Origin of the sequence: Microbacterium sp. Leaf151 (genome assembly GCF_001424225.1) — a bacterium.
In the GTDB taxonomy this organism is placed as follows: Bacteria; Actinomycetota; Actinomycetes; order Actinomycetales; family Microbacteriaceae; genus Microbacterium.
Genome location: NZ_LMOR01000003.1, coordinates 233856 through 246071, shown reverse-complemented (window position 1 = coordinate 246071; position 12216 = coordinate 233856). Strand labels below are relative to the sequence as shown.

The window sequence follows — 12216 nt, the reverse complement described above, 5'->3', positions numbered from 1 at the left end:
TATGACCGAGCAGCGTATCGACCTCGGCCTGACCGCCACGACTCCCGCGTCCGGCGGATGCGGCGACGGGTGCGGGTGCGGCGCCGGGGGCGTGGCATCCACGCCGACGACGCAGGCCGCGACGAGCGAGCTCCGCGTCGAGGGCATGACGTGTGGCCACTGCGTGCGCGCGGTCACCGAAGAGCTGACCGCGCTCGACGGCGTCGAAGTCGTCGACGTCGAGCTGCACGACGGAGGCGTTTCGGTGGTACGCATCGCATCGACGGGGGCGGCGAGCGAGAACGACCTCGCGGCGGCGATCGACGAGGCCGGTTACACACTCGCGCGCTGAGCGGCCGCGCGCCGGCGCGGCCCAGGGGTCCTGCGCGCGTCGAGCGGACGCGTGCCGACGTCAGAGCACGCGGCGAACGAGCACGTCGACGGCCGCGTGGAAGGTGACGTGTTGCGACACCTCGACCGCGCGGTCGTACCGCGGTCCCCCCAGGGCGACGAACACCGGACCGACGACCTCGACGTACCCGACGATGTACCCCTCGCGGCTGACCTCGTAGAGATCGAGGTCGATACGCGTCCAGGGGATCTCCGTCGACACCGCGGTCGACACCGTGGGAACGGGACCGGAAACGTGGGGACGGGCTGCCTTCGACGAACCCCGGCGGCTGAGCGGTGCTTCCATGACCATTCGAGAACTCCTTCGGTCTTCCGGGGTGTTCTCAGAATGGAGCGTCGAGCCGAGAAGGGTGCCGGGCTTGACGGATCCTCACGACCGCGTTAGCCGTGCACTACCCGCCTGAGCGGGCCGGTCGGCCGCGACGAGGGCGGTCCTCGGACAGCCCGAACGGGGTCGCCCCGGCCGTGAGCGCCGCGACCTCGTCGAGCCATCGCAGGTCGGCGTCGAGCCGCGCGCGCCGGGCCGCACGCACGATCGCCGCGGGCAGGGCATCCGGGTCTTCGGTCTCGGAATCGGCCAGAGCCGCACGAACGGCCGCGCGCTGGATGGACAGGATGCCGTTGATGTCGGCACCCGGCAGCGTCACCGCCAGGGCGATCTTCAGCGCGACGTCGTCGCGTCCCTCGGCGAGCGATGCGGTGGACAGCCACGCGCGGGCCTCGATGCGCCCGGCTTCTGTCGGCTCCCACAGCACGCGCGCCTCGTCGTCGACGCCGGCGCCGGTCACCAGCCCGTCGCGCTCGAGGCGCTCGAGCGTCGTGTACACCTGCCCGACGTTGACCCGCGCGCCCGTGCGCCGCTCGTACTCGGCGCGCAGCTGGGAGCCGTAGCAGGCGCCGCGATCGAGGATCGCGAGCAGGCTCTGACGGACGGACACGGACGCCTCCTGGCGGGTCGGAAATGACTTGCCCAGTATATCGTTCGATGCCGAGGGATCCCCCGACGCGCCGCAGAACCCCGGCGTACCATGTGGTCTGACCACACAATCCGGTTTGATCGGAGGCTCCCGATGGAGTGGCTCGACCCCCTCGCCCTCGCCCGCTGGCAGTTCGGGTTGACGACGCTGTATCACTTCCTGTTCGTGCCCCTGACGCTGGGGATGTCGCTGATCGTGGCCGTCTTCCAGACCGTCTGGTACCGCACGGGAGACGTGCGCTGGCTGCACATCACGCGCTTCTTCGGGAAGATCTTCCTGATCAACTTCGCCATGGGCGTGGTCACCGGGATCGTGCAGGAGTTCCAGTTCGGGATGAACTGGTCGGCGTACTCGCGCTTCGTCGGCGATGTCTTTGGCGCACCGCTCGCCTTCGAGGGGCTGCTCGCATTCTTCCTCGAAGCGACCTTCATCGGCCTGTGGATCTTCGGGTGGGACAAGCTCCCCCGCCTCGCCCACCTCGCGAGCATCTGGATGGCGTCGATCGGCGCCACCCTCTCGGCGTACTTCATCATCGCCGCCAACGCCTTCATGCAGAACCCGGTCGGCTACCAGATGTCGGCCGAGGGCCACCGGGCCGAACTCGTCGACTTCTGGGCCCTGCTCACCAACCCCGTCGCCCTCGCCGCCTTCCCGCACACGATCTTCGCGGGCTGGATGTTCGCCGCCATGATCGTCGTCGCCATCTCGGCCTGGCACGTGTCACGCGGACGCAACACCGACATGATGCGCAAGACCCTGCGCTTCGGCCTGTGGTCGACGGTGGTGTCGTTCGTGCTCGTCGCGATCGTCGGCGACCAGCTGAGCCTGGTCATGGTGGCCACCCAGCCGATGAAGATGGCCGCGGCCGAGGCGACCTTCAACACCGTCTGCGGAGCGGATGCCTCGTTCTCGATCTTCACGCTCGGAACCCCCGACGGCACGAGCGAGCTGTTCTCGATCCGGGTGCCGTTCCTGCTGAGCCTGCTGTCGACCCATTCGCTCGACGGGTGCGTCGAAGGCATCAACGACCTCAACACCCTCTACAGCCAGCAGCTGTTCCCCCAGTTCGCCGACCAGGTGGACGGCAACTTCGCCCCCGTGCTGTGGGTCACCTACTGGGCGTTCCGCTGGATGATCGCGCTCGGCGGCGTCGCCGCGCTGGTGTGCGTCGCGGGCCTGTGGGTCACCCGCGAGAAGGCCACCCGCCCGGTCGCGCCGTGGATGTGGCGAGTCGCCATCTGGGCCGCCCCCCTGCCGATGCTCGCCAGCCTCGTCGGCTGGGTCTTCACCGAGATGGGTCGTCAGCCCTGGATCGTGTTCGGGCTCATGCTCACCGAGGACGGCGTCTCACCCAGCGTCCCCGGCTGGAGCGTGCTCATCTCGCTCGTGGCCTTCACCCTCGTGTACGCCACCCTGGCCGTCGTGGAGTTCGGACTCATCAAGACCTACGCACAGAAGGGCCCCGACCCCCTGCCCGACCCGGATGCCGTGCGCGACGACTCCGTCGAGAACACCCCGACCACGGTCTACTAGGAGCACCTCATGGACCTCGCATACCTCTGGTTCTGGATCGTCGCCTTCCTCTTCGTCGGCTACTTCGTTCTCGACGGTTTCGACTTCGGCGTCGGCATGTCGATCCCTTTCCTCGGCAAGGACGACATCGCCCGCCGGCAGATCATCAACACCATCGGCCCCGTGTGGGACCTCAACGAGACGTGGGTCATCGTCGCCGGTGCCGCCCTGTTCGCCTCGTTCCCGGAGTGGTACGCGACGCTGTTCAGCGGGTTCTACCTGCCGCTGCTGGCGATCCTCTTGGCCCTCATCGCCCGAGGGGTGTCCTTCGAGTACCGCCATCAGCGCGACTCGCTTCGATGGAAGCGCGGCTTCGACCGCATGATCGTCGCCGGCTCCGCCGTGCCCGCGTTCCTCTGGGGCGTCGCGTTCGCGAACATCGTGCAGGGCGTACCCCTGGATGCCGACCACGAGTACGTCGGCACCGTGCTGACGCTGCTGAACCCGTACGGCATCCTGGGCGGGCTCACGACCCTCTCGCTCTTCTTCCTCCACGGCCTGTACTTCGTGGCGCTGAAGACCGACGGGCAGGTGCGCGCCGACGCCCGACGCCTGGCCGGTCGCGCCGGCCTCGTCACCATCGCCCTGGCCGCGCTGTTCCTGGTGTGGACGATCACGAGTGCCGCGGACGCGCCGCTCTTCCTCGGGGTGGTGGGCCTGTCCGGACTGGCCGCGCTCGCTCTCGTCGGCTCCTGGGTCGCGAACACCCGCGACCGCGAGGGCACCGCCTTCACCCTCGGCGCGGTGACGATCGTCGCGGCCGTCGCCGCGCTCTTCTTCGCCCTCTTCCCCAACGTCATGCCCTCGACCCTGGCCGAGGGGTCGAGCCTCACGATCGACAACGCCTCGAGCACCGACTACACGTTGACGATCATGAGCTGGGCGGCCCTGATCTTCCTGCCGCTGATCCTGGCCTACCAGGGCTGGACGTACTGGGTGTTCCGCAAGCGCGTGACCCGCGCCCGCATCGAGAAGGCCGCGCTGGTGGCGCATTGAAACCCGTCGACCCGCGGCTCCTCCGCTACGCCACCGCCTCCCGCGGCTTCCTCGCCGTCACCGCGGCGATCGTGCTCGCGCAGACCGGCGTCGTCGTCGGGTTCGCGTGGACGCTCACCCACGCGCTGGTCGGGGCGATCGAGGGCCGGCCGCTCGGCGAGCTGTGGGGCGACGTCGGGATCGCGGCATCCCTCGTTCTTCTGCGCGGGCTCCTCATGGCGGCCTCGGAGCGCGTGTCGGCGCGGGGAGCCGCTGCGGCATCGCTGCAGCTGCGCGCGGCGATCGTCTCGGCGGTCGGCGGACTCGGTCCCGGATGGCTCGCGCGGCGGAACACGGCCTCGCTCTCGCTCACCGCGGGGCACGGCCTCGAGGCGCTGGACGCGTACTTCGGCCGGTACCTTCCGCAACTGGTCGCCACCGCGATCACCATGCCTGTGCTGATCGGCGCGATCGCCCTGGCCGATCCGCTCTCGGGTCTCACCGTCGCCTTGACGATCCCGCTGATCCCGCTCTTCATGGTGCTGATCGGTCTCGCCACCCGCGGCGTCCAGCAGCGGCAGTACCGCACGCTCGGGCGCCTTGCGGCGCGCTTCGCCGACACCGTCGAGGGCCTCGGCACATTGAAGGCGTTCGGCCGTCAGCACCGGGCCGCCGACTCGATCGAGACGATCACGCGCGACTACAAGCGCGAGACGATGACGGTGCTGCGCGTGTCGTTCCTCTCCGGGTTCGCGCTGGAGTTCCTGGCATCCATCTCGGTCGCCATCATCGCCGTGACGATCGGCTTCCGCCTCCTCGCGGGGGATCTCTCGCTGCTCGTCGGGCTCTTCGTGCTGCTGCTGGCGCCTGAGGCGTACCTGCCGCTGCGTCAGGTGGGCGTGCAGTTCCACGCGGCCTCGGAGGGGGTTGCTGCGACGGAGGAGATCTTCGACGCGCTCGACGCCGCGCAAGTGGCCCCGACCCCGGATGCCGCGGACTCGGCGCCCGGATCGACGCTGGAGCTCCACGAGGTGAAGGTCGACCGAGAGGGGGTCGCCCTTCCGCGGGTGTCGCTGTCGGTCGGTCCGGGCGAGGTCGTGCTCGTGACGGGGCCGAGCGGCGTGGGGAAGTCATCGTTGATCGCTGCCGTGCTCGGCTACGCCGCGCACGACGGCGAGATCCGCGTCGACGGGGTCGCCGTGCCGCACGCGCGCTCGTCGGTGGCGTGGGCCGGGCAGCGGCCGGGGCTCGTCTCGGGCACCGTGGCCGAGAACGTGGCTCTCGGATCCGACGCCGATGCGGACGCGATCGCCGCCGCCCTGGCCGGCGCCGGAGCCGCGGGCATCGATCCCGCCACGGTCCTAGGCGCCGGTGGATCCGGCCTCTCGGGCGGCGAGGCGCAGCGCGTCGGTGTCGCCCGCGCGCTGTACCGTGCCCGGGTCGTGGGCGCGCCGGTGCTCGTGCTCGACGAGCCCTCGAGCGCCCTGGATGCCGCCGCCGAGGCGCACCTGTGGGCGACGCTCCGCCGCGAGGCCGACCGCGGCCGCGGCGTGCTGCTCGTCTCGCACCGTCTGTCGGCGCGGGCGATCGCCGACCGCGTCCTGGAGCTCAGCCCTTCGCGTGAGGGGTCGGAAATCGTCGCTCCGGAGGGGCTTCAGGCGGCGATATGCGACCCTTCGCGCTCGAGGGCGGGGGCGGGGGTGCGGTCGTGAACGCCCGCGTCCGCGGCATCCTGAGATCCGCGATGCCCTCGCGTCGGCGCTTCGCTCCCGCGGTGCTCGCCGGCTTCGGCACCGCGGCGAGCGCGATCGCGCTGCTCGCGGCGAGCGCGTGGCTCATCGCCCGAGCGGCGGAGCAGCCGCTGGTGATGTACCTGTCGATGGCCGTGGTCGGGGTGCGGGCGTTCGCGCTGTCGCGGGGGGTCTTCCGCTACCTGGAGCGCCTCACCGGCCACGACGCCGCCCTGCACCAGCTCGCCGGGGTGCGCGCCGACCTCGTGCGCGAGATCGTGCCCCTCGCCCCCGACGGTCTGGGGCGTGCCCGTCGAGGCGGGCTGCTCTCCAGCGTCGTCGACGACGTGGAGGAGCTGCAGAATCTGCCGCTGCGCGTCGTGCTGCCGCTTTCGGTCGCCGCCGTCACCTCCCTCGCCGCAGTCGTCTTCACGGCGCTCATCTCGTGGCCCGCCGCCCTCGTGCTGCTCGGGTGCCTGGTCGCCGCATTCGCCGTCGCGGTAGCCGTGGGCTGGGCGGCCGGAGCGCGCGCCGAGCGGTCGATCGCGCCGCTGCGCGCCGCCGTCGCCGACGCCGTGCACGACCTGCTGACGAACCTCGACGTGCTCACCGCGTACGGGGCTCTGGATGCCGCGACCGCCCGCATCCGCGCCGCAGACGTGGCGCTACGCCGGGCGGTCGTCCGCCGCGGCGGGGCGCAGGGGCTCACCTCCGGAGCCGTGTCGGGGCTCGCCGGCATCGCATCCCTCGGCGCCCTGCTCGTCGCCGCCCCCGCGGTGACCGGCGGCACTCTGTCGGGGCCGGGGCTGGCGGTCGCCGTGCTGCTGCCGATGGCGGTGTTCGAGGTGTTCGGCCCCGTGCCGCTCGCCCTCGCGTCATGGCGGCAGGTGCGGGCCGCCGCCGGTCGCATCGCCGAGGCGGTGCCCGAGCGAGTCCCCGACGGTCTCCCCCAGGACGAACCGACCCCGACGGGCGAGGCCCCTGCCCTGGGTCGGGGCCTCGAGCTCCGCGGCATCCGGGCCCACTGGCCGGCACGGGGCGACGCCGACGGTGACGCCGGGCGTCTCGTCGGCGTCGACCTGAACGTCGACCCCGGCGAGCGCGTGCTCGTCACCGGACCCAGCGGTGCGGGCAAGACGACGCTCGCCCACGTGCTCGCGCGCTTCCTCGACTACGAGGGGTCGTACGCGATCGACGGCGTCGAGGTGCGCGACATCTCGGGCGACGATCTGCGCCGCACCATCGGGCTCGTCGAGCAGGCACCGCACCTGTTCGACGAATCGGTGCGGCAGAACCTGCTCTTCGCCCGCGAGGCGGCGACCGATCCCGACCTCTGGCACGTTCTCGCCCGCGTCGGCCTCGACTCCTGGGCGCGCGAGCGCGGCGGACTCGACATCCCCGTCGGCGACCGCGGCGCCCTCGTCTCGGGAGGGCAGGCGCAGCGCCTCGCCCTGGCTCGCGCGCTGTTGCGCGGGTTTCCGGTGCTCGTGCTCGACGAGCCGACCGCGGGCGTGGACCCCGCGGCATCCGATGCCCTTCTGCGCGACCTGCTCGGCGCTGTGGGGCGCGAGCAGGCGGTGGTGCTCGTGTCGCACGTGGAGGTGCCGGCAGGGCTCGTGGATCGCGAGGTGCGTCTGGAGGGCGGGCGGGTGGTGGCGGCCGCGCCGTCGACACGCTGAGTGTCCACAGCGGGGTCGGGCAGGTGCCACACCGACCCTGACGAGACGCCCCGGCGGTTCAGGTCGCCGCGACGAACCGCACGTGACCCGGCGCGACACCGATCAGCACGTCGTCGCCGGGGCGGAGCCCCACCGCCTCGCGCGGTGAGACCTCGGCCGCGCCGACGTCGAGCACGACACGCACGCCGGTCGGGGTCGACTCCAGGTGCGAGACCCTGGCCGGCGCCCCCTCCCCCAGGCGTGCGTCGGCCGCGCGGAAGACGGCGGCCAGCGTGACGCCGTCCCTGGCGGCGAGCGCGCGTGACGCGGCATCCGTCGACTCGAGCCGCAGCCCCTCCCGGACGAATGCTCCGCCCCGCGCAACCCCGACGATGCGTTCGAGCCCGGCGATCTTCGCCGCGACCTCGGTCGCCGGTGCCGCCAGCACTTCCCGGACGGGTCCCTCCTGCGTCACCCGCCCCCGCTCGACGATGAGGAGCCGGTCCGCCAGGGCGGCGGCGTCGACGGCGTCGTGCGTCACCGCGATCGTCGTGACCCCGTCGAGGCGCTCGCGCAGCATCGCGCGGATCTCCGACGCCGTCACCGCGTCGAGGGCCACGAGCGGCTCGTCGAGCAGCACGACCCGCGGCGCAGCCGCGAGGGCTCGGGCGACCGCAACGCGCTGCTGCTCGCCGCCCGACAGCTGCGTGGGACGACGATCGCCCGCGCCCGGGAGCCCCACCCGCGCCAACCACTCGTCTGCTGAGGTCCGAGCGACGGATGCCGAGACCGCGGCCGCCCTCGGACCGAAGGCGACGTTCTCGCGCGCGGTGAGGTGCGGGAAGAGCCGGGCATCCTGCCCGAGCAGCACGATGCCGCGGTGCATCGGGGCGGTCCGCACACGCGGAGGGCGGTCGAGCACCCGTCCGTCGAAGACGATCTCGCCGCCGTCCAGCGGCGTGAGCCCGGCGAGCGCGCCCAGCACCGTCGACTTGCCGGCGCCGCTGCGGCCCATGAGGGCAACGGTCTCTCCTGCGGCCACCTCGAGGAAGACGTCGACCTCGAAGTCCCGACGACGCACGACGACGTGGGCGCGGAGCGCCGCGGCATCCCGATCACCCTCGTCAGCACGCGCGGGCGACCCGGGCACCGCGGCATCCGGAGAAGATCCCGCGCCGCCGTCGACGCGACCGCCGCCGCCATTCATCGCCCCACCCCCGGCCGCCACCCGCGAACGAGCAGCAATACCGCGACCGCCGTCACCAGCAGCAGCAGCGACAGCGCCACGGCCGTGCCCTGCGAGACCCCCGCGCCATTGAACGCCGTGTAGATCGCGAGCGGCATCGTCTGGGTCACGCCGGGGCGGTTGCCGGCGAACAACGCTGTCGCGCCGAACTCTCCGATCGCGCGGGCGAAGCACAGCACGACACCGGCGACGATCCCCGGTGCGGCGAGCGGCAGGGTCACGCGCCGCAGGATCGTCGCGCGCGACGCGCCGAGCGATGCCGCGGCACGCTCGAACTCGACCCCGGTGCTGCGCAACGCGCCCTCCACGGCGAGCACGAGGAACGGCAGGGCGACGAACACCTGCGCGAGCACCACGGCGGGTGTGGAGAAGGGCAGCCCGAGCGCGCCGAACCAGCCGTTCCGCCCGAAGAGATAGAGCAGCGCCACGCCACCGACCATCGGCGGCAGCACGAGCGGCACGGTGACCAGTGCCCGAAGCAGCGCCGCGATGCGAGCGGGGCTCCGCGCGATGACAACGGCGAGAGGGACGCCGACGATCGCGCAGAGCGCGGTCGCCACCGCCCCCGTCGACAGCGACAGACCGAGTGCCGACAGCGCGACATCCGAGGTGATGTCGCTCCACAGCGTCGCCCACTCGACGCGGGCGATGAGCGCCGTCAACGGCACGAGCAGGAAGAGCAGCCCGACGACCGCCGGCACGATCAGCCAGCGCGGGACGTATCCCTCGACTCTCACGGCGCGCGGAAACCGGCGTCGGCGAGGATCTGCTGTCCCTCGTCCGACAGCACGAAGGTGACGAACGCGGACGCCGCATCGGGGTTCTGCGCCTCGGCGAGCGCAGCGATCGGGTAGCGGTTGACGACCGCGTCGGCGCCCTCGGGCACGATCGCTTCGACGTCATCGCGCCCGACGACGTCGGTGGCGTAGACGAGCCCGGCGTCGGCTTCGGATGCCGCGACCTTCGTGAGCACCGCGGTCACGTTCTGCTCCGAGCTCGCCGCGCTCACGCTCACGCCCGCGTTCGACAGCAGCGTCGCCGAGGCCGCACCGCAGGGGACCTCGGGCGCGCAGAGCACGGTCGTGACGCGCGCGAGGTCGGCGAGGGTCCGGACACCGCCGGGGTTCCCCTTCGGCACGGCGATGACGAGGGTGTTCCCCGCGAACACCTGAGGGTCCGGCGCCTGGGCGGTGACCTTGGCCATGTTCTTCTCGTCGGCCGAGGCGAAGACGTCCGCGGGAGCACCCTCGCCGATCTGCGTGGCGAGCGTGCTCGATCCGTCGTAGACCGCGCTCACCGTGACGCCCGGGTGCTCCTGCTCGAACGCCGTCGCGATCTCATCGAACGAGCGCTGCAGGGAGGCCGCGGCGTAGACCTCGACGGTTCCCGACAGCTCACCGGACGACGCGGCGGATCCGGATGCCGCGGGGGCGGGCGCAGCGGGGGTGGAAGCGCTGGCGCACCCGGCGAGGAAAGCCGCCGCGCCCAGAAGGGCGAGAAGACGGACAGAGCGAGACATGGCATCCTTCCGGCGACGCCGGAGGACCGCCACCGCCCCCATTATTCCGCATATGCGGACTCCTGGCCGCAACGAGGCCGCTTTCACAGCGAAGTGCATTTCGCTGACATCTCGGTCGCAAGCTGAAACCGCTCAGTCAGCCGGGTGCACCCTCGCGGGCCCGACCACGGAGCCGCCACTCCGAGCGCGAGGGGTGGACCGGCGAGTCCTGGCACGACCCCGCGCAGCGCGGTAGGAACAAGGGATGCGAGCGACGATATGAGCGACCTGACCGGCCTGGGCGACTTCCTCCAACGCCGCCGCGAGTCCCTGCAGCCCGAGGATGTCGGGCTCGCGCGCGGCGTGCGACGACGGACGGCGGGCCTGCGTCGCGAGGAGGTGGCCCTGCTCTGCCACATGTCCACCGATTACTACGCCCGTCTCGAACGCGGCACGGGCCCTACCCCCTCGGAGCAGATGCTGATCTCCCTCGCGCAGGGCCTGCACCTCAGCCTTGCCGAGCGCGATCACCTCTTCCGGCTGGCGGGACATCAGCCGCCCTCCCGCCACTCCGGCACGGAGCACGTCAGCCCCGGGATGCTGCGCGTGCTGGACCGTCTCGACGACACCCCCGCCGAGATCGTCTCGGAGCTCGGCGAGACCCTGCGCCAGAGTCGCCTCGGGGTTGCCCTCCTCGGCGACGCGTCGCGGCGCACGGGTCCCGCGCGGAGTCTCGGGTACCGCTGGTTCACCGATCCGACCACTCGCACCGCGTACCCTTCCGACGAAGTCGCGGTTCTCTCGCGGGTCTATGCGGCGGGGCTGCGTGAGCTCGTCGCCGCGCGGGGCGAGGGCTCGCGCGGCCGAGCTGGCCAGCGATCTCCGCGGCCGCAGTGCGGAGTTCGCCGGGCTGTGGGACGCGCACGAGGTCGGCGCACGGCCCCCCGAGGTCAAACGGTTCCACCACCCCGAGGTCGGGCACCTCGACCTGTCGTGCCAAACGCTCCTCGACCCCGAACAGTCGCACCGCCTGCTCGTCTACACCGCGCAACCCGGCAGCGAGAGCGCGGACAAGCTCCGCCTGCTGGCGGTCATCGGCGCGCCCTCCACCGCTGCGCGCTGAACTGTCCGGTCGCGCGTGCCGCAACGTGTGGCGCGAGGGGTGGATCGCCGAACAGCGGCTGAGCGGGCACTGGCTCGCTGGGGGCGGCGGCGAGAGCATCGAGACATCGACGCGAAAGGACCCACCATGTCCCCCACCTCTTCTCCCCTCCACGGCCGTCTGGCCGTCGTCACCGGCGCCAGCGACGGCATCGGCACGGTCATCGCGACGCGTCTCGCCTCCCTCGGCGCGGAGGTCGTCCTGCCCGTCCGCTCCCCCGAGAAGGGCCGCCGCGCGCTCGACGCTCTGCGCAGAGAGGTCCCGGATGCCGAGGCCTCGACGCGCACGCTCGACCTCGCGAGTCTGGACTCGGTGCACGCTCTCGTCACCGAGCTCCGCGGGGAGGGGCGGCCCGTGCACCTGCTCGTCAACAACGCGGGCGTCATGACCCCACCGGACCGGCAGACGACCTCCGACGGCTTCGAGCTGCAATGGGGCACGAACCACCTGGGTCACGCGGCACTCACTCTCGGCCTGCTCCCGCTGCTGCGCGAGGGTCGCGCGCGCATCGTGCACCAGACGAGCATCGCGGCCCGCCGGGGGCGTCTGCGCGAGGATGCCATCGACGCCACTCCCTACGACGCGATGGCCTCGTACACGCAGTCGAAGATCGCCATCGGCCTCTTCGCCCAGGAGCTCGAACGCCGCAGCCGCGCCCAGGGATGGCAGATCACCAGCACCCTGGCGCACCCCGGCGTCTCGCCCACCAACCTGCTCGCGGCACAACCAGGTCTCGGCCGCTCGCGCGAACTCGGCGCCCGCCGTGTCATCCGGCTGCTCTCGCGCCTGCACGTCACCGGCACCGTGGCATCGGCCGCCGAACCCGCCGTGCTCGCCGCAACCGCTCCGGCATCCAGCGGCACCTTCTTCGGGCCCTCACGGCTCGTCGGCGGCCCGGCCCGCCCGATCGCGCTGTGGGAGCCCTTCCGCGACGTCGGCGACGCGCGGAAGCTCTGGGACCTCACCATCGACGGCATCGGTCCGCGATTCGCCGTCTGACGCTCGAGC

Annotated in this window: 11 protein-coding genes and 1 pseudogene; 7 read left to right on the top strand and 5 right to left on the bottom strand. The window is 72.1% G+C overall.

Translation table 11 applies throughout. The annotated features are described in order from the left end of the window. The first annotated feature begins 1 nt into the window (after position 1). Positions 2-331, top strand: coding sequence for a heavy-metal-associated domain-containing protein (locus ASF76_RS16715; protein WP_082484947.1), 330 nt, complete (start codon positions 2-4; stop codon positions 329-331). Between the two features lie 60 nt (positions 332-391). Here ASF76_RS16715 and ASF76_RS08710 read toward each other — a convergent pair whose 3' ends face one another. Together ASF76_RS08710 and ASF76_RS08705 are read right to left on the bottom strand one after the other, a co-directional pair. Then, the gene (locus tag ASF76_RS08710; RefSeq protein ID WP_055956163.1) at positions 392-682 is read right to left on the bottom strand and encodes a hypothetical protein; all 291 of its coding nucleotides are present in this window, start codon (positions 680-682) and stop codon (positions 392-394) included. A gap of 100 nt (positions 683-782) precedes the next feature. After that, positions 783-1328 carry a PadR family transcriptional regulator gene (locus ASF76_RS08705; protein ID WP_055956160.1) on the bottom strand — a complete coding sequence of 182 codons (546 nt, stop codon included), beginning with the start codon at positions 1326-1328 and terminating at the stop codon, positions 783-785. A 132-nt stretch (positions 1329-1460) separates the two neighbouring features. Here ASF76_RS08705 and ASF76_RS08700 point away from each other — a divergent pair, with 132 nt between their 5' ends. Genes ASF76_RS08700 through cydC form a run of 4 tightly spaced genes read left to right on the top strand, consistent with a single transcriptional unit; the run spans position 1461 to position 7323 of the window. Then, positions 1461-2900, top strand: coding sequence for a cytochrome ubiquinol oxidase subunit I (locus tag ASF76_RS08700; RefSeq protein ID WP_055956157.1), 1440 nt, complete (start codon positions 1461-1463; stop codon positions 2898-2900). A gap of 9 nt (positions 2901-2909) precedes the next feature. Then, positions 2910-3935 (top strand): cytochrome d ubiquinol oxidase subunit II, encoded by a 1026-nt coding sequence (gene cydB / locus ASF76_RS08695; RefSeq protein ID WP_055956154.1) that lies wholly within the window; start codon positions 2910-2912, stop codon positions 3933-3935. Beyond that, positions 3932-5626: a thiol reductant ABC exporter subunit CydD gene (gene cydD / locus ASF76_RS08690; protein ID WP_082484946.1), complete on the top strand. Its 1695-nt coding sequence runs from the start codon at positions 3932-3934 to the stop codon at positions 5624-5626. Before cydB ends, cydD begins: the two co-directional genes overlap by 4 nt. Then, a complete protein-coding gene (gene cydC / locus ASF76_RS08685; RefSeq protein ID WP_082484945.1) occupies positions 5581-7323 on the top strand; it encodes a thiol reductant ABC exporter subunit CydC in 1743 nt (580 codons plus the stop codon). Before cydD ends, cydC begins: the two co-directional genes overlap by 46 nt. Before the next feature lie 58 nt (positions 7324-7381). Here cydC and ASF76_RS08680 read toward each other — a convergent pair whose 3' ends face one another. Genes ASF76_RS08680 through modA form a run of 3 tightly spaced genes read right to left on the bottom strand, consistent with a single transcriptional unit; the run spans position 7382 to position 10067 of the window. Then, a complete protein-coding gene (locus ASF76_RS08680) occupies positions 7382-8509 on the bottom strand; it encodes an ATP-binding cassette domain-containing protein (protein ID WP_082484997.1) in 1128 nt (375 codons plus the stop codon). Beyond that, entirely contained in the window at positions 8506-9285 is a 780-nt protein-coding gene (modB, locus tag ASF76_RS08675) for a molybdate ABC transporter permease subunit (RefSeq protein ID WP_055956150.1), read from the bottom strand. Before modB ends, ASF76_RS08680 begins: the two co-directional genes overlap by 4 nt. Further along, positions 9282-10067, bottom strand: coding sequence for a molybdate ABC transporter substrate-binding protein (modA, locus tag ASF76_RS08670; RefSeq protein ID WP_055956147.1), 786 nt, complete (start codon positions 10065-10067; stop codon positions 9282-9284). Before modA ends, modB begins: the two co-directional genes overlap by 4 nt. Before the next feature lie 258 nt (positions 10068-10325). Between modA and ASF76_RS08665 the strand changes: the two are divergent. Both ASF76_RS08665 and ASF76_RS08660 read left to right on the top strand, forming a co-directional pair. Continuing rightward, positions 10326-11169: pseudogene (locus ASF76_RS08665) on the top strand (helix-turn-helix transcriptional regulator). Positions 11170-11295: 126 nt separating this feature from the next. Next, the gene (locus tag ASF76_RS08660; protein WP_055956144.1) at positions 11296-12207 is read left to right on the top strand and encodes an SDR family oxidoreductase; all 912 of its coding nucleotides are present in this window, start codon (positions 11296-11298) and stop codon (positions 12205-12207) included. Positions 12208-12216 lie beyond the last annotated feature (9 nt).

Coding starts and splice junctions, on each gene's coding strand:
- ASF76_RS08700 (WP_055956157.1), top strand. CDS start 1,461: ATGGAGTGGCTCGACCCCCTCGCCCTCGCCCGCTGGCAGTTCGGGTTG.
- modA (WP_055956147.1), bottom strand. CDS start 10,067: ATGTCTCGCTCTGTCCGTCTTCTCGCCCTTCTGGGCGCGGCGGCTTTC.
- ASF76_RS16715 (WP_082484947.1), top strand. CDS start 2: ATGACCGAGCAGCGTATCGACCTCGGCCTGACCGCCACGACTCCCGCG.
- ASF76_RS08710 (WP_055956163.1), bottom strand. CDS start 682: ATGGTCATGGAAGCACCGCTCAGCCGCCGGGGTTCGTCGAAGGCAGCC.
- cydC (WP_082484945.1), top strand. CDS start 5,581: ATGCGACCCTTCGCGCTCGAGGGCGGGGGCGGGGGTGCGGTCGTGAAC.
- ASF76_RS08680 (WP_082484997.1), bottom strand. CDS start 8,509: ATGAATGGCGGCGGCGGTCGCGTCGACGGCGGCGCGGGATCTTCTCCG.
- ASF76_RS08660 (WP_055956144.1), top strand. CDS start 11,296: ATGTCCCCCACCTCTTCTCCCCTCCACGGCCGTCTGGCCGTCGTCACC.
- cydB (WP_055956154.1), top strand. CDS start 2,910: ATGGACCTCGCATACCTCTGGTTCTGGATCGTCGCCTTCCTCTTCGTC.